Annotated in this window: 20 protein-coding genes and 1 pseudogene; 10 read left to right on the forward strand and 11 right to left on the reverse strand. The window is 43.0% G+C overall.

The features are described 5' to 3' along the window. Positions 1 to 64: 64 nt before the first annotated feature. A complete protein-coding gene (locus ACG9ZB_RS03180; protein ID WP_234963117.1) occupies positions 65 to 592 on the reverse strand; it encodes a hypothetical protein in 528 nt (175 codons plus the stop codon). Between the two features lie 72 nt (positions 593 to 664). Beyond that, positions 665 to 922: a sulfurtransferase TusA gene (gene tusA, locus ACG9ZB_RS03185; RefSeq protein ID WP_004692640.1), complete on the reverse strand. Its 258-nt coding sequence runs from the start codon at positions 920 to 922 to the stop codon at positions 665 to 667. 212 nt (positions 923 to 1134) lie between these two features. Between tusA and ACG9ZB_RS03190 the strand changes: the two genes are divergently transcribed. Then, positions 1135 to 1974 (forward strand): HlyC/CorC family transporter, encoded by an 840-nt coding sequence (locus ACG9ZB_RS03190; protein ID WP_004978829.1) that lies wholly within the window; start codon positions 1135 to 1137, stop codon positions 1972 to 1974. Next, a complete protein-coding gene (gene lnt, locus ACG9ZB_RS03195) occupies positions 1971 to 3530 on the forward strand; it encodes an apolipoprotein N-acyltransferase (RefSeq protein ID WP_419324076.1) in 1560 nt (519 codons plus the stop codon). Before ACG9ZB_RS03190 ends, lnt begins: the two co-directional genes overlap by 4 nt. 66 nt (positions 3531 to 3596) lie before the next feature. On the opposite strand, the pseudogene ACG9ZB_RS03200 reads toward lnt, so the two are convergent. The 4 genes and pseudogenes from ACG9ZB_RS03200 to gspF all read right to left on the reverse strand — a co-directional run bounded on the left by ACG9ZB_RS03200 (position 3597) and on the right by gspF (position 6386). Then, positions 3597 to 3877, reverse strand: a pseudogene (locus ACG9ZB_RS03200) (tRNA-binding protein). Between the two features lie 213 nt (positions 3878 to 4090). Continuing rightward, a complete protein-coding gene (locus ACG9ZB_RS03205; RefSeq protein WP_005400913.1) occupies positions 4091 to 4426 on the reverse strand; it encodes a hypothetical protein in 336 nt (111 codons plus the stop codon). 283 nt (positions 4427 to 4709) lie between these two features. After that, the gene (gene gspG, locus ACG9ZB_RS03210; protein WP_419324078.1) at positions 4710 to 5147 is read right to left on the reverse strand and encodes a type II secretion system major pseudopilin GspG; all 438 of its coding nucleotides are present in this window, start codon (positions 5145 to 5147) and stop codon (positions 4710 to 4712) included. 33 nt (positions 5148 to 5180) lie between these two features. Beyond that, complete coding sequence (gene gspF, locus ACG9ZB_RS03215; protein WP_419324080.1) at positions 5181 to 6386, reverse strand: type II secretion system inner membrane protein GspF; 1206 nt, start codon at positions 6384 to 6386, stop codon at positions 5181 to 5183. Positions 6387 to 6538: 152 nt separating this feature from the next. Here gspF and ACG9ZB_RS03220 point away from each other — a divergent pair, with 152 nt between their 5' ends. The 7 genes from ACG9ZB_RS03220 (at position 6539) to ACG9ZB_RS03250 (ending at position 14059) form a co-directional block, all read left to right on the forward strand. Then, positions 6539 to 8761, forward strand: coding sequence for a primosomal protein N' (locus tag ACG9ZB_RS03220; protein WP_419324082.1), 2223 nt, complete (start codon positions 6539 to 6541; stop codon positions 8759 to 8761). A gap of 82 nt (positions 8762 to 8843) precedes the next feature. Next, positions 8844 to 10685, forward strand: coding sequence for a monovalent cation:proton antiporter-2 (CPA2) family protein (locus tag ACG9ZB_RS03225; RefSeq protein WP_419324084.1), 1842 nt, complete (start codon positions 8844 to 8846; stop codon positions 10683 to 10685). A 50-nt stretch (positions 10686 to 10735) separates the two neighbouring features. Then, positions 10736 to 11611: an Hsp33 family molecular chaperone HslO gene (locus ACG9ZB_RS03230; protein WP_183174638.1), complete on the forward strand. Its 876-nt coding sequence runs from the start codon at positions 10736 to 10738 to the stop codon at positions 11609 to 11611. Between the two features lie 199 nt (positions 11612 to 11810). Beyond that, positions 11811 to 12263 (forward strand): DUF2147 domain-containing protein, encoded by a 453-nt coding sequence (locus tag ACG9ZB_RS03235; protein ID WP_419324086.1) that lies wholly within the window; start codon positions 11811 to 11813, stop codon positions 12261 to 12263. A 144-nt stretch (positions 12264 to 12407) separates the two neighbouring features. Next, positions 12408 to 13361 (forward strand): DnaJ C-terminal domain-containing protein, encoded by a 954-nt coding sequence (locus ACG9ZB_RS03240; protein ID WP_419324088.1) that lies wholly within the window; start codon positions 12408 to 12410, stop codon positions 13359 to 13361. A 10-nt stretch (positions 13362 to 13371) separates the two neighbouring features. Next, positions 13372 to 13728, forward strand: a complete 357-nt coding sequence (locus tag ACG9ZB_RS03245; protein ID WP_086209667.1) for a chaperone modulator CbpM — start codon at positions 13372 to 13374, stop codon at positions 13726 to 13728. Between the two features lie 70 nt (positions 13729 to 13798). After that, on the forward strand, positions 13799 to 14059 hold the full coding sequence (locus ACG9ZB_RS03250) for a YdcH family protein (RefSeq protein ID WP_086209810.1): 261 nt from the start codon (positions 13799 to 13801) through the stop codon (positions 14057 to 14059). Between the two features lie 120 nt (positions 14060 to 14179). Here the strand turns inward: ACG9ZB_RS03250 and ACG9ZB_RS03255 are convergent, their stop codons facing one another. From ACG9ZB_RS03255 to rpsO, 3 genes are all read right to left on the reverse strand, one after another. Continuing rightward, complete coding sequence (locus tag ACG9ZB_RS03255) at positions 14180 to 15415, reverse strand: magnesium transporter CorA family protein (protein ID WP_419324090.1); 1236 nt, start codon at positions 15413 to 15415, stop codon at positions 14180 to 14182. A gap of 141 nt (positions 15416 to 15556) precedes the next feature. Next, positions 15557 to 17644, reverse strand: a complete 2088-nt coding sequence (gene pnp, locus ACG9ZB_RS03260; protein ID WP_419324187.1) for a polyribonucleotide nucleotidyltransferase — start codon at positions 17642 to 17644, stop codon at positions 15557 to 15559. A 260-nt stretch (positions 17645 to 17904) separates the two neighbouring features. After that, positions 17905 to 18174 carry a 30S ribosomal protein S15 gene (gene rpsO / locus ACG9ZB_RS03265; protein WP_004692669.1) on the reverse strand — a complete coding sequence of 90 codons (270 nt, stop codon included), beginning with the start codon at positions 18172 to 18174 and terminating at the stop codon, positions 17905 to 17907. Between the two features lie 251 nt (positions 18175 to 18425). On the opposite strand from rpsO, the gene ACG9ZB_RS03270 reads away from it, so the two are divergent. Next, on the forward strand, positions 18426 to 19724 hold the full coding sequence (locus ACG9ZB_RS03270) for a serine hydrolase domain-containing protein (protein WP_419324092.1): 1299 nt from the start codon (positions 18426 to 18428) through the stop codon (positions 19722 to 19724). Positions 19725 to 20416: 692 nt separating this feature from the next. Here ACG9ZB_RS03270 and recD read toward each other — a convergent pair. Further along, entirely contained in the window at positions 20417 to 22201 is a 1785-nt protein-coding gene (gene recD, locus ACG9ZB_RS03275; RefSeq protein ID WP_419324094.1) for an exodeoxyribonuclease V subunit alpha, read from the reverse strand. A 39-nt stretch (positions 22202 to 22240) separates the two neighbouring features. Further along, the gene (locus ACG9ZB_RS03280) at positions 22241 to 25993 is read right to left on the reverse strand and encodes a UvrD-helicase domain-containing protein (RefSeq protein WP_419324096.1); all 3753 of its coding nucleotides are present in this window, start codon (positions 25991 to 25993) and stop codon (positions 22241 to 22243) included. Positions 25994 to 25996 lie beyond the last annotated feature (3 nt).

Here is a 25996-nt window from a genome sequence, read left to right on the forward strand (position 1 = left end):
TTTCCGAGCAAGTAATCGCTTTTAGATTAAAAAAATCCCTTCAGCACTGAAGGGATTTTTTTAATTAATAGGCATCTGACTTTTTGCTAAAAACCATCACTGTTGGCCCTATCGCGGTATGTCCAACCCCATGATCTTGATGAATTTCAATCCGATAATCGGCACACTGATAGACATATTTATTTTCAGCTCGTTTCCAGCCGTTTTGCGCCACCTCAAAGCGTTTTAATACTCGACTTTTAAAAACATCTAAATCGGTTTCATACGTCGCAAGCGGCCCATCTAGAAAACTTAAACTGTACGAAATAATCATTTTAGAATGCGGATCGTAACGAATATGCTGAATCCAGCTCACACCTGCTTTTTTAATTTGTGTATCTACACCTTGTGCAAATTCAAACTGATAATTATCGCCACCTAAAATAACCGTTTTTGCGGTGGGATGATGCTGTTGAAACTCACGAATATGCTGTCCAATTTTTAAACCTGCAACATTCATCGTGGCTACAGGAACTTCACAAGATTTTGCCCAAGAAATTGAACAAAATAATGCAAAAATGTGAGCCCATAAGAACACATTTATTCTTTTCATTCTGATTTCCTTGGATGAACTTGATTTCTTTTTCTTTACTCAAGCACATTTTAAAAGGCTAAGACAAATGTCCTAACCTTTTTTAACTAAATAATGAAATTCTTTATTGCCGTTTTCATCTAAGCGCTCTTCTTGCAGCAAAAGTTCATGCCCAAGATGCATACAAAATTTAGGAATATCCCATGAAGTTGAATTGTCAGTTGCAAACACCTCCACTACATCTCCAGATTTAGACTTGCGAATGGCTTGATGCAACATCATCACAGGCTCTGGACAGCGTAAACCACGGGTGTTTAATTGAATGCTTGGGCTCACTTCCAAATCAGACATATATAAACTCAAAAATTTAAAAACTTGCCAATTTTAACACAACTGCCCATTTCGCATATCTGTTTGCATAGCTTGATGGCAGATGAACCTCGTATTTAAAAGTATTGATCTAATCATTCATGCAATCCTTGCTTAATTACAATAGACAACTGTGTTTTCTACGGTATGATAAAATTAAGTTTTTTAGATATTAAGAGTCTTTAGGAAAGATCATGCACGAGGAATCAGGCCCGTCGTGGGGAATGCGTGGCTTACGCAAATGGTTAGGTACCGCGCCAGAAACTCGCGATGAACTGTTAAAGTTAGTTCAAGATTCACGTCGTTTTTTAGAACCTGACACTGTTGCGATGTTAGAAGGCGTATTAGACCTTCCAGCAACCAAAGTCCGCGAGGTCATGACACCGCGTACATCAATGATTAGCCTACAAGAAGATGATGAGTTACTCGACATTTTGCATACTCTGGTTGAGTCGGCACATTCACGTTTCCCTGTCTTTTCATCAGATCAACCAGACAATGTCGTGGGCATTTTATTAGCCAAAGACTTATTGCCTTTTTTGACTGAACCAAACAATAAAGTGGATATACGTGCGCTGATGCGTCAACCTTTATATGTACCTGAAAGCGCACGCTCAGACCAAGTGCTTCGCATGTTGAAAAACACCCAAACGCACATTGCAGTGGTAATTGATGAGTATGGCACCACCTCAGGTTTAGTGACGCTAGAAGATATTTTGGAAGAGATCGTCGGTGAAATTGAAGATGAACACGACAAGATCGATGAAGAAGCGGAATATATTATTCCCGACAATGACCCAACGACCGCAAATACGTGGCTGGTTCAAGCACTTACACCAATCGAACACTTTAACAATCTTTTAGATGCAGACTTTTCTGATGATGAGGTTGAAACTGTGGGCGGTTTATTGCTTCAAGAAATTGGTTTAGTGAGTGATTTACAAGGTCAGGTGATTGATCTTGAAAATTGGGAATTTACCATTGTAGAAGCAGATGCACGTTCTATTCATCTGATTCGAGCCGTTCGTAAATGAGAGCTTACTTTGACAAACTGTTAACCCCAAATCCACAACAAAAACAGTTACCTTTAATTTATCCAATTTTAATTGCCTTATTCTCAGGGGCTGTCTTTAGTTTTGCACTCGCCCCTTATCATTATTGGTGGTTGGCAATATTATCCCCTGCACTGCTCTATGCCACTTTACGCAGGCGCAGTGCAAAGCAGGCCTTTGGTATTGGTTGGGCCTATGGTTTCGGCCTATGGTTCGTGGGGGCTTTTTGGCTCTACACTTCCATTCATGTCTATGGCGATACCAACAGTGCTTTAAGTGTCGGTATGATCGGCATTATGGCCTTGGTCATGGGTTTATTCACGGCTGTCCAAAGCTTTATTTACCGCCGTTTTTTCCCTGAAACGCCACTAACCTTCGCTCCGCTTTGGGTACTTTTTGAATGGGCAAAAACGTGGTTTTTCACAGGCTTCCCATGGCTGTTTGCAGGCTATGCCTTTACCGAACGTTTACTGGATGGCTATGCACCATTATTTGGTATCTTCGGGGTGTCATTTGTAGTATTGGTGTTGGCCTGCGCACTGGTCGAAGTTTTAAACCGTCGTGTCTTTTGGGTCATCCCCTCTGCTTTATTGGTCCTTGGTGCATGGGGCGCATCAAAAATTGAATTCGTCTCCGCAAAAAATAACCCACCATTATCGGTTTCTTTAATTCAGGGCAATATCCCACAAGACTTAAAATGGCTCACTGAATATCAACTGAAAACACTTGGAATCTATGCTGATTTAACCAAAACAGAATGGGGACGAGACCTCATTGTTTGGCCTGAATCCTCTATTCCGATGTTCCAAAGTGATATCGAACCCTTTTTAGCTGCAATGACGGCACAAGCCAAGAAAACCAACACGGCGTGGGTCACGGGTATTCCATACTGGGATATTTCAGGCTCTGAAGCGGCAGGTCGACCACTGTACTACAACAGTATTATAGCCAATGGTGCTGAAGCCGAAGGACTCTATAAAAAGCAACGTTTAGTGCCTTTTGGTGAATATATTCCACTATCAGGTTTACTGAAATGGGTGTTGCCTGCCATGCAGAATGATCCGTCGATGAGTGGTTTTTCACGTGGCGAACAACAGCAACAACCGCTTTCTATTCATCAGCAGCATCTAGGCGCGGCCATTTGCTATGAAGTGGCTTATCCGAACTTGACGCGTCGTAATGCCAGCCAAAGTGATTTCTTGGTGACGGTTTCCAACGATGCATGGTTTACGGGAACTGCAGGCCCTTTACAGCATTTACAGATGGTTCAAATGCGTGCCAAAGAAAATGGACGCTGGTTTATCCGTGCCACCAATACTGGCGTGACGGCATTTATTGACCATCAAGGGCATATCGTAAAGCGTGCCCCACAAGATGTGGCAACCGTGCTTCGCGGCGAACTGCCTGCTATGCAAGGTCAAACGTTGTATACCCGTTTAAGTGACTGGCCAATTTTAGGTTTCTCAGTTTTTTTACTGATCTTGGGCTGGATCTATCGTCCACGTAAAGTCGATGTATCGTTTAAGTCTCGTCGATAGTTGCTATTGTTAAATCAGACTTTTCCAAAGAAAACCCCAAGCTAAGCCTGGGGTTTTCTTTTTCAGTTATAGTAGCTTGGTGCCTACTGGAACATCTGTATCAGGCACACACAGCACCAAGCCTGCGTCTGAATCATGAAAGCCAGTCACTAAGCACTCAGACTGGATGGGACCAATTTGTTTGGAAAGTTAACCACTGCCACCACCAATTTACCTAACAACAGTTCAGGTTGATAACGCTCAGTAATCTGCGCACTCGATTTCTTAATGCCAATTTCATGGCCAAAGTCGACATGTAAAATATAAGCAGGCTTACGTGCCTGCTTAAAAACTTCGGCCTGAATAATTCGCCCGACTCAGAGCTCGACTTTTAAAAAATCTACGCAATCAATCTGTTCCATATTTCACTCTATATTTATATTTTCTACAGTATAGGGAGTGAACACTAGGATCATATACGACGAAATAGACAAGCAATCCTATCTTTCTGCCATTCTTCATGACGCAATAAAAAACCGAGCGTATATGCTCGGTTTTTATCATAACTATAAATGTCAGAATTAAATTTGACTGACCAAATAGGACACCATACCAGCTAAAAAGAGCATCGGGGTATAACGATAAACCATAACTACTTTTTGTTCTAATGCTGTAATCTGTACTTGATCGAGTGTGAGTACGGTCGCTTTTAACGCCGACCAAAAGCTCAAAACCGCCCATGTGCTAAACAGACTGATTGCAAAGAAACCCACCATGATTTGGCTACTACCTTCAGTCGACTGCCACACGCTTAAAACACCTTGAGCAACAGGAAGCATACTCAAAATCAAAAGAACAGATTTAAGCATCGACCAATGGAATTGGCTCATTTCATCCAACAAGGTTAATGCTTTCATTCTATTCTCCTCAGGCAATTCAGTTGCCATTGAGAACATTATGCAAGGATTTAAATAAATAAAAAGCCTATTTTTATCCATAATTTACATTATTTGTAATCAATAAATATGGGAATAATTCTTATTATAAATCTCAGCTGACACTTATTATATTTAATATATTAAAATCATAATCTTAGATATTAGTTTTAAATTAAGATGTATTATCATTACAGTCCACATTGACATAACCTATGCACTGTAATGATATATTCAATTAAAGCCAATATATAATAGTTCTCAATTAAGGTTGATACTGAATATCAGCATCGGTTTCTTCGCCACCTTGCTGTCCATCTGCGCCAAAAGAATATAAATCAAATGGTCGTCCATCGGTCCCAGGTGCAACATATTGAATGTCATTATCCCAACTGTCTTTCGGATATCCACCTTTCACATAACCGCCTGGTAACCAATTTTTTGCAGACTCAGGCTTATTCACCAAAGCATCAAGTCCACCCTCTTGCATCGAAGGGTATTTATCATTGTCCAATTTATATTGATCCAATGCCGCAGCAACCCCTTTGAGGGTAATGACAGTGGTATCAACTTTGGCTTTTTCACCGCGTCCCATCACATTGGGTACAATTAAGGCTGCCAACACACCTAAAATAACAATCACTACCATGACTTCAATTAAGGTAAAGCCTAAAGCTTGGCGTCTATAGATTTTTGATTGCATGTGAATTTTCTCTTCCATCTTATATTTTTAAAATTAAATCATGTTGTTCATGTTGACGATCGGCAGCATCACTGCGATCACAATCACCAAGACAATGCTTGCCATCAGAACCAACATCAGTGGCTCAAGTAAAGCCATCAAGGTCGATATGAGCGTTGTCACCTCTCGGTCTTGCATGGTCGATGCGCGCTCCAACATCCGATCCAATTCACCCGAGGTTTCACCACTTTTAATCATTTGTACCATCATCGGTGGGAAATAACCACTGCGCTCCAACTGGGTCGCAAGGTTTCCACCTTCGGTCACTTTTTCTGCGGCATGATTGACCGCATCACGAATCACCCAGTTATTACTCACCGCCGCGCCAATTTTTAATGCATCCACCAAGGGCACACCCGACTGGGTCAAAATCGACAAGGTACTGGCAAAACGTGCGGCATTTATACCACGTGAAAGTTTACCGAATAATGGCAATTTGAGCGTTAAACGATCAAAGGCATAATGCCCTGCGGTGGTTCTTAAAAATCGCAGTAATAAGCCGATGCCGAGTACACTGCCCACCAATAAAAATGGCCATGCCACTCGAATAAAATCACTGGCTTTCATCAAGGCAACAGTAATCCATGGCAAGGCATCTTTGCTTTGGTCAAAGGTTTTGACAATGTCGGGCACCACATAGGTCATAAGTCCCATCACGATGGCAAAAGACATCAGCATTAAAATAATCGGATAAATCATCGCGCCTTGGATTTTCTTTTGCATTGCAAAGCGATTTTCGGTGTAGTCTGCCAGCTGATCTAAAATTAAGTCTAAATGTCCTGAACGCTCGCCAGCGGCAATCGTAGCAATGTACAACTCTGGAAAACGTCCCGATTGCTGTAAACCCTGCGCCAAAGAGTGACCTTCCAATACTTTAGAACGGACTGACATCAATAGATTTTGTACATGTGCTTTTTCTGACTGCTTTCCGACCGCACGAATGGCTTCTTCCAACGGAATAGCCGCCGCCACAAGTACCGAAAGTTGACGTGTCAACAAGGCCAAATCATAGGCGGTAATTTGTTTTTGAAACCATGTTTTACTGCTGTGCTTATCTTTTTGTTCAACAGGATCAACCGAGACTGGAATCAGCGCTTTATCACGAAGTTGTTGCCGAATTTGACGCGCTGAATCCCCTTCGAGCACGCCTTTTTGCTGCTTTCCTGCGGCATCGAGTGCGGTAAATTGATATGCTGGCATGTTTACGCTTTCTAATTGTCCATTTAGTCATTTGGCGCTGTTGCATGTCGGCACCAAAATCATTCATATTCTAAGTTATAAATTACGTCATCACTCTAACACAACTCATTCATCGCACAACGACAATTTCATCAGGACATTTTGAGCTTTTTATGCCAGAAAATACACTTTCCACAACACCAAGCTACCGTATTCGTGTGGCTGTTCCCGTTTATCTATATGACTGTTTTGACTATAGTTTAACGGCTGAACAATACCACCAAGCTGAAGTGGGTGCACGTGTGGCTGTCTCATTTGGTCGCCAAAATGTGGTCGGTGTCATTGTTGAGAAACTCACTGATGAGAAACCACTCGATTTAGGCTTTAAACTCAAAGCCATAACTGAGTTGCTCGATGACAGCGCTATTCTAGACGCTAAAGTTTTAAGTTTATTGACATGGTCAGCGCAATATTATCAATTTCCTATTGGTGAAGTGATGCATGCTGCTTTGCCCAGCTTTTTACGCCAAGGCAAACCTTATAACCTACTGGCGCGGATGTGGAAGCTGATAGATGATCATGCCGAAGACAAATTAAAGCGTTCTGAAAAACAACAAGATGCCTATAAAATTTTAAAGCTGCATCCCACCGGAACTTCTGAAAACATTTTAAATTTGGCTGGCATTGAAACTCCGACCTTAAAAGCCTTAGAAAAAAAGCAAATCACCCAGTGCATACTTGAAGCTCAAGACTTTAAACCGCAAGCGATGACGCTGGCGCAAATGCCTCTCACGCCCAATGATGAACAAAAGCGCGCCATTCAAAACATTCTCAAAGTTCGTCATAGCTACCACGCTTTCTTACTGGATGGTTTAACCGGTAGTGGCAAAACTGAAGTCTATTTGCAAGTCATGCAAGAGATTTTAAAACAAGGCAAACAAGTCTTGGTATTAGTGCCTGAAATTGGTCTCACCCCACAAACAGTGAGCCGTTTTCAGTCACGTTTTCACTGTCATATTGCGCTACTACATTCAGGTTTAAATGATTCTAAGCGCCTGCAAGCCTGGCAAAGCGCACAAACAGGAAAAGCTTCGATTGTGATTGGCACACGTTCTGCCATCTATACGCCCCTTCCACATTTGGGTTTGATTGTCTTAGATGAAGAACATGACTTATCTTTCAAGCAACAAGAAGGCTTCCGCTACCACGCTCGTGATGTGGCTTTATACCGTGCACACTTAGAAAACTGTCCGATTATCCTCGGTTCTGCAACGCCAAGTATCGACAGTTATGCGTTGGTCGAACAAGGTAAAATGACCCGTTTGGAGTTGGACCAACGTGCAGGTGTGGCCGTGATGCCGAAAATGCATGTGATCGATCTGAAAGTGGCACAAAAACAAAATGGCATCAGCCAACAGCTGATTCATGAAGTACAAAAGCGCTTAGACAAAAAAGAACAGGTGCTGATTTTTTTAAACCGTCGCGGCTATGCCCCTGTGTTGATTTGTGAAAGTTGTGGCTGGCAGGCCAAGTGCCCCCACTGCGATGCCAATTTTACCGTGCATCGACAGCCCTATCAGCATTTGCACTGTCACCACTGCGGCACCATCCACCGAATGCCTGAACATTGTCCGCAATGCCAGCATAGCGAACTAAAACCAATTGGTTTAGGCACCGCAAAAGTTGAAGAAAACCTACAAGAACTATTCCCCAACTTTGACGTAATTCGGGTTGATCGTGACTCGACCAGTCGGGTCGGCAGCTGGCAAAAAATCTATAACAAGATTCAGAAAAGTGAACCCATCATTTTGCTCGGCACCCAAATGCTGGCCAAAGGACATCACTTTCCCTATGTGACTTTGGTGGCGATTTTAGACATCGACTCGGGCTTACTCAGTGTTGACTTTCGCGCCACAGAACGTACCGCACAGCTCATCATCCAAGTCGCTGGACGTGCTGGGCGCGGTGAGAAAAAAGGCGAAGTCTATTTACAAACTCTACGTCCCGATCATCCTTTGCTGAATACCCTGCTGGAATCGGGCTATCGCAGCTTTGCCAAGCAAACGTTGAAAGAGCGTAAAGCTGCATGGATGCCGCCTTATCGCTATGCGGCTTTATTGCGCTGTGAATCCAAAGACCAAGAACTGAACCAAGGCTTTTTACAAGAGCATGCACAAGCACTCCGCCAAGCCTCCGAAAACAGTATTGATATTTGGGGGCCTATTCCTGCGCCGATGGAACGTAAAGCAGGCCGCTATCAAGCGCATATGGTATTACTGTCCAAAGACCGTGCGCGTATGCATTTTTACATTCGTCAGTGGTGGCAAAATGTCTGGCACAACAAACCGCATGGTATGAAATTGAGCCTTGATATTGATCCACAAGAGTTAAGTTAAGGCTTGACTTGAATAAGGTTTAGACCTGAGTCGCGTTCTCCCTTAAACTTCCAACATAAAGAAAAAAATTTAGGACAGGGCAATGTCTCTACTGCTTCAAATTACCCTCTTTTTGGCTGCGGCACTGATGATCGTTCCGTTGGCCAAACGGCTAGGGATTGCCACGGTACTCGGCTATTTATTCACGGGTATCTTACTCGGTCCCAGTGTATTAAATGTCGTCCATGACCCTGAAGACATTCATAAACTCGCTGAGTACGGCGTGATTTTCTTGATGTTCATTATTGGACTCGAACTTCGCCCGCAACGTTTATGGGAAATGCGTAAATCCATTTTTGTGATGGGCAGTTTACAAGTAACAGTCTGCGGCGTGCTACTGGCGTGCATCGTCTTTTTTGCCCTGCAACAGCAGATTGCGGCCAGTGTTGTGATTGGTTTTGCCCTTGCCCTTTCTTCTACCGCTTTTGTGCTACAGCTTTTAAACGAAAAACAGCAGCTCAATACCACTTTTGGTCAGCAGTCCTTTTCCATTTTACTCTTTCAAGATATTGCCGCGATTCCGCTGATTGCGATTATCCCCCTTCTTGCGGGAACAAACTCAACCCATCATGGCGTGGCCTACTTTGCAGCAATTGTTGCCACCTTTACAGGTTTGTTTTTATTTAGCCGCTATCTCATGCGCCCTTTTTTCCGCTTTGTGGCCCAAAGTGGCGCGCACGAACTGATTACCGCCGTCGGTTTGTTTATTGTCTTAGGCGTGGTCGCGCTGATGGATGTCTTAGGCATCAGTACCACCTTGGGCGCATTTTTAACTGGGGTACTTCTAGCTGACTCTGAATTCCGTCATGAACTGGAAGCCAGTATTGCACCCTTTAAAGGTCTACTTCTCGGTCTATTTTTCATGACCGTCGGGATGAGCACGCAAGTTTCGCTCCTGTGGGAGACCCCAAGTCTGATTATTGGCGGTGCATTATTGCTGATGTTGGTCAAACTGCTGGCCTTGACGGCCATCGCTCGCTACTTCGAGTTTTCATGGCGCAATAGTTTGATGCTGGCAACCTGTTTGGCACAAGGTGGTGAATTTGCTTTTGTAGTGCTCAATGTTGCCATGAGTGAACACGTGATTACGCAGGCCATTTTAGAGCCGATCAATTTGATCGTGACGTTGTCGATGATTCTAACGCCTATTCTGTACTGGCTAATGAGTTCGTGGGTAGTGCCTCTATTCGAAAAAGAAACTACACCTGTCTATGATGAGATTCCTGAACAGCATAACCCGATGATCATTGCTGGCTTTGGCCGTGTCGGACAAATTGTGGCACGACTGGTTCACTTACAGCACCAAACCTTCACGGCGATTGACAGCAATATCGACAAGGTTGATTTCGTTCGAAACTATGGCGGTAAACTCTACTATGGTGATGCCACTCAACCCGATATCCTGCGTGCAGCCGGTATCGAGCATGCCAAAGTGTTTGTGCTAGCCATTGATGATATTGAAGACTCCATGAATGTGGCACGCCATATTCGACTCAATTATCCAGACTTAAACTTGCTGGTGCGGGCACGGGATCGACATCATGTGCATTTGCTGCGTGACTTGGGGGTAGAGCATATTTGGCGTGAAACCTATTTATCGTCTTTAGGGATGGCCTATTTTGCCCTGCGCAATCTCGGAATTGCTGAAGCTGATGCTTATAAGAGCATTGAGTTATTTCGAGATTATGATGAAAAACTGCTCGCACAGCAGCAAAGCATTTATAACGATGAACAGAAAGTGTATGAAACACATCGTAACGCTTTAGCCGAATTAGAACATCTGTTTGAAAGTGATACCCAATTGCGCCAAAGCCCTGTGGGAGTTGACCTACAGCGTGAGTTACAACATGACCGAATAGATGTAACACGGGATGAAGTAAAATGACTTGTGTTTTACAATATCGTCACCATTAAGACAGGATATTGGAGAAATTTATGTCTGATTTGCGTCAACGCTTTTATATTGAAGATAGTCCTGTTCGTGGTGAAGTGGTTCATCTAGAAGAAACCCTACAAACCATCTTGGCGCAGCGTGATTATGCACCTGCGGTCCAAGTACTGTTAGGTGAAATGCTCAGTGCCACGGCATTACTTGCCAGTACTTTAAAAATTAAAGGCCGTATTAGTTTACAAATTCAGGCTTCAGGTAGTTTCAAATGGGCCATGGCTGAATGTAATCACCTTGGTGAAGTACGTGCCTTGGCGGATTATGAAGCAGATCCTCGCTTTAATACTGCCGACAGCAGCAGTACGGTATTGAGCACCCTCATTAGCCCTGTACTATTTATTAATATTGAGCCCGAATTTGGTGAGCGTTATCAAGGGATTGTGGCTTTAGACAAGCCAAATCTTGCAGGTTGTTTAATGCAGTACTATGACCTGTCTGCCCAAATTCCAACGCGTATCGTTTTGGCCAGTTCAGCCCAGCGTGCTGGCGGTTTACTCATTCAGCTGTTACCACGTAACAGTGAAGAAGAACAAGAACGTGTCGACCAAGACTTATGGCCACGTCTGACCATGTTGACTGAAACGCTCAAAACCGAAGAGTTAACCGACTTAGAAGCGAGTGAAATTCTTTACCGTTTATACAACGAAGAAGAAGTACGCTTACCTGAAGTTGAAGTACTGAAATTTGGCTGTACCTGTTCGAAAGAACGTTGTGCTCAAGCGCTTGAACAAATTGGCGCCGAAGCCGTTCGTGAAACGCTAGAACATCAGAACCCAATTACCATGGACTGCCAGTTCTGTAACACGCAATACAGCTTTAGTGCAGAAGAAGCCTTGGGTTTATTTGGTGAACACTTAAGCTAAGCACATCATGTGCAATAAAAAAAGAGCAACTGAATTGCTCTTTTTTTATGCCTTTGTTCTCATAAAAACAAGATAATTCAAATGATTCATCACTTTTATTCATAGATATTTCACTGGTCACACCGCTTAAATTTCGTTATAAATAAAACCATAATTTTTATATGTCTTTATTTTTCTCTTCCATTGGGGTTTTGCCATCATGAAATTTTCTTGCAGTCTTTTCATACTCAGCAGTTTATGCGCCTTCTCCAGTTTTGCAGCCACCGATCCCTTGATCGGCAAATGGAAAACCATCGATGATAAAACAGGATACTCTCTCAGTGACGTCGTGATTGAAAAAGGCAAAAACAATAGCTATAAAGCAGTCATCGTAGGTACGCGCGAAATTCCAGGTGCGGTAAAAATAGAAAACTGTAGCAAGTGTGATGGGGTCAATAAAAATCAGCCCATTGTCGGCATGACAACGCTCAGCCATTTGCAACTAGACAATGCCAAAGATTCGACCTATAGCCATGGACAGTTCCTCGACCCTTTCACAGGGCTACGTTATGACGCATATGCACGACTCAGCAATAATGGTAGGCACTTACGAATTCGAGGAACTTCCACTGAAAATGGTGGTGGGCGCAACATCACATGGGTCAAATATTAAGTATCCCTCATCCATCAAAGCTCCTTTCAACGGGGGCTTTTTTCTTGTCATGTTTTGAAACAATAAGGAACATATCTTTACTGTTGAAATCTGCTGAAAGGCTGAATAATGATTAAAACTTAATCAATTTATTTAATCTTATTTATGCCGAAGAACCATTATGAAATACTCGGTTTAACGCGAGATGCGACCGCCGAACAAATTAAAAAAGCCTATCGAAAATTGGCACGTAAGTATCATCCCGATGTCAGTAAGGAGCCTGATGCTGAAGCGCGTATGCAAGAATTGAATGTCGCCTACGATACCTTAAGTGATGAAACAAAAAAAGCAGAATATGACTTTGAACTCGATCATCCGCAAGGCTCACATCAATTCAACCCCAATGCAGGCTTTGGCGGTTTTGAAGACGCATTTCGGAACGCCCAAGGCGGACAACAGGCACATGATTTTTCAGGGTTTGAAGACTTATTTGGCCGTTTTGGTTCAGGTTTTGGAGGATCAAACTATCAATATCAACGCCAAAATAGCACACGCTATAAAGGCGAAGATCAACATGCGCGTTTAGAGGTCGATCTTGAGGTTGGATTCCACGGTACCACCCAAACCATTACCTTACAGATTCCCACTTTAAATGCTTATGGTGAAGCGGAAATTCAGCGCAAAACACTGGAAGTTAAAATCCCCAAAGGCATGAAAGAAGGACAACAAATTCGCTTAAGTGGTCAAGGACAGTCAGGTATTCAGGGTGGTGAAAATGGCGACCTGTATATCGAAATTTATTACAAAGATACGGAGACCACACGCGTTGAAGGGGTTGATGTCTATCACCAACTCAACATTAGTCCCTGGGAAGCTGCTTTGGGGCAAAGCATCACCGCCGCGCTACCCAATGCTCGGACATTACAAATTCAAATTCCGAAAAATGCCAAAACGGGGCAGCAACTCCGTTTAAAAGATCAGGGGATTCCAGCCAAAACGGCAGGACACTTATATTTAATTTTAAACATTGTTCAACCTCCTGCGCAAAGTGAGCAAGAGCAACAGGCTTACCAAGCCTTTGCTGAAGCCTTTCCTCACTTCAAGCCGCGTCAGTCTTAAGGAGAAAATTATGACGACTATTCATTATCGTGAAATTATTTTAGACGGATGTCGACATGCTGAAATTGTTGATGAACAACATAGCTTTGATTTAAAGCATTTTGCTGAAGCTTGCGGACAAAGTCCGGAGTGGGTTTTACAGCTGTTGGAATATGACATTCTACCTAACCGACCCGATAACCGTATTCACCAGTTTTTTGGTGATGATGTCTCACGTGCACGGCGAGCCTATCGCTTACAACGTGACTTTGATGCCAGCTTTACTGCTGTTGCAATGATGCTGGATTTAATTGATGAGGTTCAAAAACTCCGTCGTGAAGTGAAACACTTACACCTCACCGACCCAGTTAAACCAACTCAGCACTAATTCTATAAAGAAAGATTGGCACATGCCTTTCTTTCTTTTTTTTATGCTAAAAGAGGATTTGACGGCAACCATGAAACTTAAAGTTTGTAATAAAAAGACCAAGCACATGTTTCCTGAATACCGAGACATGATTCAACAGCTTAGAGAAGACAATCCGCATTTTTCTAAAATGTTTGATGACCATGAAGCGCTGGACAAGGAAATTTGTTTACTCGAACAAGACCCTGTTCGGATTCATCGTGGAGAGATTGAGCCCCTCAAACGCAAAAAGTTGTTCATTAAAGATCAGCTTTATCGGATTTTAAAAGGAGCTCAGTTAAAAACTTCTTAAATTAAATCTCTTTGCGACGCCCATATATCCGAATAATAAATTGAACAAGGATAGCGCCAGCATGTAAAGAAACACCTTAAAGCCCATTGGCTTTAATGGTCTATGTGGAAAATCACCGAATTATTTTAATTTGGTGATTTTCTCTAAATCTTTGATGGTGCCCTTCACGGTTTGCTTGATCGGCTCATAATCGATAAACCAAAATAAACTCATATGTTGATCCGCATGCTGCTGTGCCAACATATCAATGACACTTTTTTCGCCACGCCCAACCAAATGACGTCGATAAAAATAATACAGTAAGATCAATGTCGTCATTAACATGATGCCCAACATGATCCAAAACCCTGTTGGAGACTTCAGCCCCGGAATAAACTCGAAGTTCATACCATACACCCCTGTCAACAAGGTTAGCGGCGCAAAAATCGCGGTAATAATGGCTAAAATCCGCATGTTTTCATTGGTTTGATTGGCAATGGCTGAAAAATGTAGATCGATGGCTGCTTGCACTGCATTTCTCAAGCGAATGGTATGCTTTTGAATACGTTCAATATGACTGGTTAAATCATCGACACGTACTAGCATGATGTCTTGTTTTTCGCTACGCTTTTTCCCTTTCAAGTGCGAATAGTTATCGACAATTTCATCGCGTAATTCCTGCAAAGTCTCAATTTGTTCTTCGCACAAATTTTCCACTTGTTGGAAAGCCATATTCTCTTGCAACAGTTGATGCCACTTGGTAAAACGACGATGGCCTTGTAAAAGCTCTTGCTGCCAAAACTCTACTCGACGTGTCAGCGGCACACGTAAATCAAGATGACCATCTACCATATTATTGAGCAGCCTCAAGGTCAAATCTAAAGGCGTTGCGGGTAATTTTCTTGGCTTATTATGCTCCTCAATCGGACGGCTCAACACCGTTTCCATACGCTGAATATAGCTTTCAACTTCTTTATTGCCCTGCTCTCTAACCGTAATCAGAACTTGCGGCGTAAGCATAAAGCTAATCGGGGTCGTCGCCAGACCAAAAGCCCGTTCATGTTTTTCAGCCGCTTGCGTATCAAGCTTGATTTGATCATCAGGTGTGATCAGCTTACGAAAGATCAGTAAGTCGTAATCTTCCAAAGTGTCAAAGGCACAAGGGTGTTCTAAATTGAGAATATCGCGCAGATGATATTCATTCATCCACAGTCCCGTTGCCGCATAAATGTCCTGCTGCCAATGTTCTGCCCGATTGACCACATCATCACGACTACACTCCACCCAAATAAACTCGGCTTCCTGCTCTGCAATCGGCTGTTTTTGCACATAGGTATGCTGTGCTGTGGGATGTTGATAGAAATAATAGCTTTGCATATCTCATTTATTATTGTCTGTCTTAGCCAGCATGATGCCATAAAAAAAGTCCTGAGCAAGCCAAAGTTTACATTGGCCAAGCTCAGGGCTTTTTAAGACAACTCAATTCACATAGCAAACCCCATGTGAATTGACAAGAGATTAAACTTGTTCGATGTCTTTCATCGTCAATTTGATACGACCACGGTTGTCTACATCCGCAACTTGTACCTTAATTTCTTGACCTTCTTTCAACACATCTGCCACGTTTGCAATACGCTCGTTCGAGATTTGTGAAATGTGAAGTAAGCCATCAGTACCTGGAAGAATGTTGACAAACGCACCGAATTCAACGATACGAATGACTTTACCAACGTAAATCGTACCTGGTTCAATTTCAGCAGTAAGTGCTTGGATTTTTGCAACCGCAGCAGCAGCAGCAGCTTTAGTTTCACCAAATACACGAACAGTACCGTTGTCTTCAATATCAATTGCAGCTTTGGTTTCTTCAGTAATAGCACGGATGGTCGCACCACCTTTACCAATTACATCACGGATCTTATCTGGGTTGATGTTGATCACTTGGAATGTCGGTGCATGCATTGAAATTTCAGGGCGAGCGCGTGAAATCACTTTGTTCATTTCGTTCAAGATATGCATACGACCCGCATATGCTTGGTTCAATGCCGCTTCCATGATCTCTTCAGTGATACCTTCAATCTTGATATCCATTTGAAGCGCGGTAATACCGTTCGCAGAACCAGCTACTTTAAAGTCCATGTCACCTAAGTGATCTTCATCACCTAAGATGTCAGAAAGAACTGCGAAACGCTCGCCTTCTTTCACTAGACCCATTGCGATACCTGCAACTGGCGCTTTCAATGGAACACCTGCGTCCATAAGTGATAGTGAAGCACCACATACAGAAGCCATTGAAGAAGAACCGTTTGATTCAGTAATATCCGATACGATACGAATCACGTACGGGAAGCGATCAGCCGCAGGAAGAACTGCTTGAACACCACGACGCGCCAAACGACCGTGACCGATTTCACGACGCTTAGGACCAGATTCACGACCTGTTTCACCGACAGAATACGCTGGGAAGTTGTAGTGCAACATGAAGTTGTCAGTTTTCGTACCTGCAAGGGTATCAACCATCAACGCATCACGTGTATTACCTAAAGTCGTTGTTACCAATGCCTGAGTTTCACCACGTGTGAACAATGCAGAACCGTGTGCACGGTCTAACACGCCAACTTGAACATCAATGGCACGAACTGTTTTGGTGTCACGACCATCAATACGTGGTTTACCAGACAAGATGTTGTCACGTACCGTGCGGTATTTTAAGTCTTCGAATAATTCGTCAACTTCAGCAGCAATACCAGTTTCATCATTTTCAGGAACAAACTGAGCAACAGCTTCGGCGTGAAGCGCATCTAATGCTGCATAACGGTCTTGCTTAACAGCAATTGTGTATGCTTCAGAGATTTTCGCTTCAAATGCTTCTTTCAATTTTCCAAGAAGTTCTTCATTTTTAACTGGCGCAACCCAAGTTGATTCAACCGCACCCGCAGCTGCAGCAAATTCTTTAATTGCTTGAATTGCAATTTGCATTTCGTCATGACCGAAAAGTACAGCGCCTAACATTTGATCTTCAGAAAGTTCTTTCGCTTCAGATTCAACCATCAATACAGCAGCTTCAGTACCTGCAACCACAAGGTCAAGATCAGATTCTTTAAGCTGTTCTAAAGTTGGGTTAAGGATGTATTCACCGTTGATTAAACCAACACGTGCGCCTGCAATTGGGCCTGCAAATGGAACACCAGCAATAGACATCGCAGCTGAAGCACCCAACATTGCAGCGATATCGCCTTCCATGGTTTTGTCAGAAGAAATAACAGTCGCTGTTACTTGAATTTCGTTGTAGAAACCTTCTGGGAACAATGGGCGGATTGGACGATCAATAAGACGTGAAATTAAAGTTTCAGCTTCAGACTGGCGACCTTCACGCTTACCGTAACCACCTGGGATACGACCTGCAGCATATTGTTTTTCTTGGTAGTTAACAGTCAACGGGAAGAAATCTTGGCCTGCTTTTGCTTTTGGTTGAGCAACGATTGCAACAAGAACCTGTACACCACCCATGGTGATCACAACAGTGTTTGCTTGACGAGCAACACGACCTGTTTCTAAAACAACTGTGTGTTGACCATATTGGAATTCTTTACGAATAATATTAAACATAGACATGTATTTTTCTTTCCTGATTTTTATTCTAGTGGAGACCCCTAAGGTTTGGCATTCACATCGCCATTTCAGGCAACTGTATAAATGACAAAGCTTAGAAGCCGACCTCACCAGAGACTAAAAATATGATTTTAAGACACAAAGAAGGAGCGAAACATTCGCCCCTTCCCCATTACCTCACAGAAGTAAGGTAGACTTTCTTTTTCAGTAATAAAGCATTCAAAATGCGATAGTCCGAAAATAAAAGTTTAATCGAATTAACGACGTAAACCTAAAGCAGCAATCAAGTCGCTGTAACGAGTAGCATCTTTACCTTTAAGGTAATCAAGAAGCTTACGACGTTGGTTAACCATACGGATAAGACCGCGACGGCTATGGTGGTCGTGTTTGTGCTCTTTGAAGTGACCTTGTAAATCATTGATTTGAGCAGTTAAAAGAGCTACTTGAACTTCTGGTGAACCAGTGTCGTTTTCAGCACGAGCAAATTTAGCAATGATCTCTGCGCGATCTGCGTTTGTTAAAGCCATTCGATTTCTCCGAGATGCTTATAAGTTACATTTGATACAAATCAAATTGATTCTTCAAAACCAAGTTGACTGCCGTGCATCACTACAGCAAGGCGTTATTTTAAGGGATCTAGCGCTATTTTGCAAAAATGTTTTATGTTCGCAGTCAATTCAGCAACTGACGGCTTTGAACAAATCATGCACAATAGTGACAATTCTGATTTTCAGTATCAGAATCAACCCCAATAAAAACGAAAAATAGAGAGAAATTTGTGAAAATTTTATCTGCCAATATCTGTTATGTCCCTCATGACCTCAACCACGTGATTCGTTCTAAGAATGAGGTCTGCGCTACCTTGGGTGGCATGAATGAAGCACAAATTCAGAGCATTTGGGCCAGTGTAGAGTCCCTATATAAAACAGGAAACTCCCCTTTCATCAGCCTCTGTTTACGTCGTCAGAGACAAATATTGTTAAATCGCAGCATTGGTTATGCGCAAGGTAACTCACCCGATGGTTTAGCGGCAGATGCTAAAATTGGCACGCCCGATACCCCAGTTTGCTTATTTTCCGCCTCTAAAATCGTTACAGCCATGCTGATTCATATGTTAGATGAACGCGGCGATCTGAATTTACTCGATCCGATTAGCCACTATATTCCCGAATATGGCGTAAACGGTAAGCGTCGTGCCACCATTTTCCATTTGCTCGCTCATCGTGGTGGCATTCCGCGCATTAACAGTAAAGTCACGCCTGAACTGTTGTTTAATCAAGATCAAATTTTAGAACGTCTTTATGCTGCACAACCCGTTTCAGCCTCAGGCACACATCTGGCGTATCACGCCGTGACGTCAGGTTATATTTTAGGGGAAATTATCAAGCGGGTAACAGGTCAAACAGCCCGTGAATTTCTTGCCGAAAATATCGAAAAACCCATGGGCTTAGATTACTTTAACTATGGTTTAAAACCTGAGTATCGAGCGGATGTCGCTTTAAACTATGCCACAGGTCTACATCCACGTTTAGGCACAGACCATTATCTTAATCGGGTACTGGGCGGTGGTTTACAGTTGGCCGTCGATGTAACCAATGATGCGCGTTTTATGGACACGATTTGCCCAGCGTGCAACATTTATACCAGTGCAGAACAAGCTGGACGTTTCTTTGAAATGCTCTTGAGTGGTGGCGAATACCAGGGCAAACAAATCATGAGTGCCCAAACAGTATTTCGCTCGACCTTGGCCACGTCAGGAGTCAGTTTAGATCGGACATTATTAGTCCCGATGCGTTATGCCTTAGGCCCAATGTTAGGGAGTAATCCTATTGGGTTATTTGGACCCATGACTGGGCAAGCCTTTGGACATCTCGGGTTTTCCAATATTCTCTGCTGGGCCGATCCAGAACGTGATATTAGTGTATCGCTATTAACCACAGGAAAATCTGTCGTCGGGACCCACTTACCGGCTTTAGCGAAAATGCTTTATCAAATCTCAAAACATTGTCCCAAAATCTTAAAGCACCAACGTCGCTCCTTATTTGCAACCGATCGAAGCGAAACAGACTTAGTCTGAGCATAAAAAAAAGCCCAAGTAAACTTGGGCTTTTTTACGCTGTAGTGTTCTTTTATTTTTGTTCTTGTTGTTTTGGTTATCATTATAATAATGCGCTTTTCCGCGTCTTGTATTAAACATTCCATGTTTAATCATTTACATCCTTATGTGACATATTTTGCCACATCACAGTAAAGAAAAAAGTCGTATTTTACCCATCTTCATGTAAGCGATTGCTTACACAAACTCCTTATTTTCTCCATTATTCAACCTAAATCTCTCTAAAAAATGCAGTAGTAAATATTTAATTTATTAAAAACAAATGCTTAAAAAACAACTAAATTTAAAAAAGCATAAGCCGTGCAATGCTGAGACAGTATCTCTTCAATATTTAATCTATAGCTATATTTATGCTTTCAGGAATGAATGCTATTTTTTGTCACATTTTGCCAATCTATCAGATATAAAAAAGCCTTGTAGTCTCTCCCAAAACTACAAGGCTTAGCGGCTGTAAGTTTCCTCTTTCACCTACTTCACTGTAAGTTCACTGTCTACTGACGTTATTATTATCTTTTTGCGATTATACCCAACATTCCGTGTTGAACTCTTTATGTGAAGCTATCTTCTCAGAATCCTCAGCAAAGCTCTATGCGCAAATCTCCTGAATCCCTGTAAGCTATTTCGTACAAAACTCCTATTTGTTTATTAAATATTCACAATTGAATTTGTTGATTAATTTTTCTTAATAGACCACTTTCTCGGGTGGTCCGAGTCACCATAGCATGTACGAATGCATCGGCATCGACCAGTAAACTGACCACTTTTTTCGCTCGCGTAATTGCGGTATAAATCAACTCTTTACTGAGTAATTTTTCAGCCTGCCGATCTAACACCACCGCGGTATGAGTAAACTCAGAGCCTTGAGATTTGTGAATGGTCAGCGCAAAAGCCGTTTCAATATTTTTGGGTAATCGTGTCGCAGCTACCCATTTATCCAAGCTAGGGAAATAAACCTCAAACTGAAACTTACCTTGTTGACCGCGCTGTAAACACAGGCCAATATCGCCATTCGACACCCCCAACTGATAGTCGTTATAGGTCATCATCACCGGACGTCCCAAGTACCATTCACCTTGTTTGATTTGTTTTAATTGTTCCAATAGGCGCTGCTCGATTTGCAGATTGAGCTGTTTTAAGCCGAAATGACCGTGACGTATGGCGGCTAAAATACGGTAATCATCAAAGTGTTGAATCACTTTGGGCACGAGAGAATCATTAGGATTTTGCTGATATTGCTTTAAAGCCTCGACATAGCCCTGAAAGCCGAGCATCAACAGATCATAATAATGTTGTAACTGCTCTGCAGTTAAAGCCTGCTCAGGCAACAATTCGAGTTGTAGATCATCGACCTTGACCTGATCCAACTCAACCGCCTTCAACGTCGTGGCATTTACTACTTGCTGTTGAAAAGTATGCAATACGCTCTGTTTTTCGACAGGATGTATCGTTAAGTCAAAACAAGATTGCTGTTGAATAAATTGTGCCAACTTTCCAATTCGTGCATCTGATTTGAAACGACGGCTATTGACTAAATTGACTCTATTTTCAGCCAAAGCTGGAACCTGTTGTAGATCGGCAAGTACAGAACCCACATCGACCGAAGCCAACTGATCGGCATCTCCCAATAAAATCAAACGGGCTTGATTCGGCATGGCAGCAAAGAGCATCTGTGCCAAATTTAAATCCAGCATGGATGCTTCATCAACGACAATCACATCATAAGGTAAAGGTTGTCTGCTATGAAAACGCGGTTGCTGCGTATTTCCTAGACCCAAAAGTCGATGTAGCGTCACAGGGTTTAAGTTTTTCAAATCTGGACTAACTAAATCTTGTAACTTTTCATCCTGAAAAGAATTCTGAAGGGCTTCTTTCATCCGCTGCGCCGCCTTACCTGTCGGTGCAGCCATCGCAATACGAATATCAGGCAGACTTTGCTTGAGCACCGCAATAATACGCGCCAAGGTATAGGTTTTCCCTGTGCCCGGACCACCTGTAATGATCGCGAGCGCCTGCTCGGCCACCATAGCCAAAGCCTGTTTTTGGTGTGGATCTTCAAGTAAATGAGCATAAGCTGAAATATCCACTTGCGTTAAATTTTGCAGTTTTAACCGCGCCACTTGCTGAGCCAAGGACTGCTCTAAAGCCCAATAACGATACAGATATAATTGCTGCTGATCGTAAACAAACGGCGCTTTTTGTTGCTGTGCCTGCTGTTCATCCATGACCAAATCATCTAAAACTGTGACAGCTTCAGCTGCAACCGAGATACAACTCTCACCGCGTAGCATGGCTTCAAGGACCTGTTGAATCACTTCACTTCGCTCTTCGGTGAACCCTGTTTTACTCAACGGTGACAGCTGAATAAACTGACTCCAACGCGTTAACCATGTGTCTACCACGGCAGCCTGATCAATACTGGCTTTACGAACATTTTCCACATGGTTATCCTCAAAGTTATCCACAGCTTAATTGTTTGTTTATGAGTGACTAATTTCACTTAATTCAGAAGTTTTGCCTACATGATTTTGAGTAGAAGTATCCTCAGCAAAATAACCCAAAATGGCATCTAGTCTTAAAATAAACTCTGGGCTGGCATGCCAACTTAATACGCCTTGATTGGGCTGCCCATTCATCCCTCTCAAATAGAGATAACTCGCCTGACCCAGATGTTCTTCAATGTCATAGTCCAGAAAATTCACTGTTAAATAACGATGCAAGGCCACCAAATACAAGCCCGCCTGTAACCAATAACTGGCATGTGACATATTCAATTGGATTGCGTCATAACTATAGCTCTGCTGATCCGCCCCTAAAAAGTTACTTTTATAATCGGCGATGTGATAACGCTGACCATCAAAATAAACCAAGTCAATCGAACCAGTCAGATAACGAGCAGAATTGGCTTCATTTAAGTCGAGTAGATCAATCCCGTATTCTTGAAACAATGCCTGTATGCGTTTAATCGCCAGCACATGATCGGACAAGGACAAATAAAAAGGAAACTCAGCCAAGTGCTCATCGGCTTTGAGTTGCTTCAACTGAAAACCTGCATGCAAAGGCGTTTCTAGTACATCTGCTAACCACGCTTGCATCCACAGCACCAATTGAGTTTCATCATCCTGTCCAAACTCGTGTTGATATTTGCCCAATAACTCTTGCCACAGTAAGGGACTATCATTTTTAAAACGACGATGAATTTCCAGTCCCCAATCACGTGAGTCCTGAAAGTCAATATGCTCGAAAATTTCGTGCAGGAAGGTTCCCGCAGCCGTCCCCATTGGAAACTGTCGTTTAATCCACGTCAAAGGCTGACTCAGCTCCACATCATCAAGCACTGGATGATTAATCTCATCATCCGCACTGCCCACTGTCTCATTCAAAACCGCCAAGGCATCGATTGCCTCTTTGCGACTCAAATGCTGTGCCAACGCGCTAAAACTGGTTTTGGAACGTGGATAAAAACGCTGTTCAGGAAAAGCCAAAGCTTGTAACTGAATCACCTCTTGCTGCTCCGCTGGCTGTATACGGATCGGCTTTTCAGTCAGCAGCACCTCATCACCACTGGCAGGATGCTCAAACAGATTACCAGCTTGACCACGCCAAAACGCCAATGCCGTATTTGATTTATACTCCTGATCTTGAAGCAAGGCATACACGCGGTGGCTGGCGCGAGTCAGTGCGACGTACCATAAGCGATGCTGTTCTGCTTCGGCTCGCTCATTGTGTTGAGCAATCGCGACAGGATCTAACAGGTTGGCATCATTTACTGCCACGATGCGCTGTAACTCGCTCTGCCCTGTCGTCGGATTGATCTGTTCCAGTGTTGAAAAGTTTAAGGTTTTATTTATTTCCTTAAAGTCTTTGTCGGCACCCAGCAAAAACACAATTTTAAACTCTAGACCTTTGGACTGATGAATAGTCATCAACTGTACGCCTGTGGCATTGGAGAGTTTGCGTTCCAACTCCCACTCACGTTCCGCAGGCAAATGTAACTGTTTGAGATACCAATGATACAGTTTCTGCGCGCCTTGGAACTGCTCACTATGTTGGCTCAATAACTCAGTCAAATGTCGAAGATTAACTACAGTCCGTTCGTTGTCTCGGCTTTGGTAAGCCACCAAGTTTTTCCAGACTTTAAACAGATTTAAAGCGTACTGCCATGCACTTAAAAAGCCTTTATTGATCCACATGTCGCGGATGTCATCAAAATCCGCCATAAACTGGCTTAAACCGTTGGCTTGCTTTTCCAGTTCTAGTAACTGTTTTAAATCAATCGCCAACAGCCGGCTCAAAAGCGCACGGCGAACTTTGGCTTCATCAAAAGGATGCATCATTGCGGTCAATAACGCACCGACATCTTTCGCGACCTGACTTTCAAACACACTGCGTTTAGACGGACGGTTGACCAAAATTCCCAAACGCTCTAGTTCAAACTGAACTTTGTCCAAGCCATCATGGTTTTTCGACAACACCGCGATATCATTTGCCCCTATAAACTGTAGCGGATCATCTGCCACATAGAGTTGCTGTTGAATGCCTTGGTTGATTAAATCACGAATTTTCCATGCCACTTGTTGAGCTTCATTTTTTTTATCTTCAAGTAGCAGCCAGCGCAGCGGTACATGGTTTTCACCCTGTGCATCGACCAAAGCAGGATGTGGTCGAGTCCCTGCTTCTACAGGTTGGTAATAGACCTGCTCACCAAAGTCCTGTTGGCGTTGAAATAAAGCATCCACCACCTGTACCAACTTTTGCACAGAACGATGATTATATTTCAAACTATACTGCCGACCTTGCTTTGCCAAAACATCTAAACGTGCCTTGTTATACGTTAGCATGTCCCCCCCACGAAAGCCATAAATGGCTTGTTTCGGGTCACCGACCATAATCATACAGCCTTGATGATAACGCTGTGCATCACGCCAAATCCGCGCCAACATATCATCTTGGTCTTGGTTGGTGTCTTGAAACTCATCCACTAGAATGAGTGGATAGCATGCTTGTACAAACTGGGCAAAGCGCCGGCCTTGTTCGCCCTGTAAGGCTTCTGACAAGGTACGGATTTGCTGGGCAAAAGTCGTTTCACTCTTTTGCTGCAAGACTTGTGGTAATCGCTTTTTCACCTCAGAACTTAAGTGATATTTTAAATACGCATCTAGCACATCCAAATTGAGCTCTAGCTCTGCCAACGCATCTAAGAAACTGCGGACCTGCCGCCACACAGGATGCTGCTCAAACTGTTCCAATACATCTACAGCACATTTGTTTAAGACTTTTTTCGTTGCGAGGTCAGTCAGGTGTTTTAAGGTTTTTTCAAAATGTGGCGCGAATAAAGCATAAGCCCGTTGCTCTTTCAGTGCCATCAAAAAAGCTGGTAAGTCCTGACATAGAATGCGTTGCATCAAGGCATCAGTGCGCCATTTTTTCCCCAGCACTGCATGGTACTGCCCCTCAGGGGCATAATAGTCTTTCAAGCTTTCAATCTGCGCCACATCCAGCGCGGTAAATTGATCAATGGCCTGCTCAAATTGCGTCAAATCAAGTACAGGTTTTTCTACCTGTTGAAACTGTGCCGATGCAAAGTTCAAACTATTTTCGACAATCGGCACATAAGCCTGTTCGGTTTTTAATTTTTGTTTTAACAGTAAATAATTCACCACAGGCTGTGGCTGTGCCTGAATCCACTCACGCAATACATCATGAATGAGCTGCTGAGTATAACTCTGCGCATCATCGGTAATATCTGCACGCTCAATCTTGCCACTTTCAAAAGAAAACTCACGCAATAACTTTTGACTAAAACTATCCAATGTCCCGACGAACAGCTCATCTAACTGATCAATCACCAACTTCAAACGCTCTTGGGCAAAACCGACCCGCTGGGCATAGTCTGTGAGCACCTTAATAAAAAGTGGATCTTGTTCAACAGCTATTTTGGCCTGTATCTCTCGCACAGTCAGACTTTGACAACCTTCAAAATAACGTAAAGTTTCAATCAAACGTGCCCGAACGCGACTTTTCAGTTCAGCAGCAGCAGCACGGGTGAAGGTGGTTGCAATAACCTGATTCGGCAAATAGGCCCCGAGAAAAATACGTACCATCAAACTGGATAAAGTAAAAGTCTTGCCTGTGCCTGCTGAAGCTTCAATCCAATGCAAGCCCTGAAAGCTCATATCGGCAATGGGTTGATAAGACATGTTCGATGTGGTGACCTGAGACTGGGCTGTCATGAC

The sequence above is a fragment of the Acinetobacter johnsonii genome, from assembly GCF_048551975.1.
GTDB classification, from domain to species: domain Bacteria; phylum Pseudomonadota; class Gammaproteobacteria; order Pseudomonadales; family Moraxellaceae; genus Acinetobacter; species Acinetobacter johnsonii_A.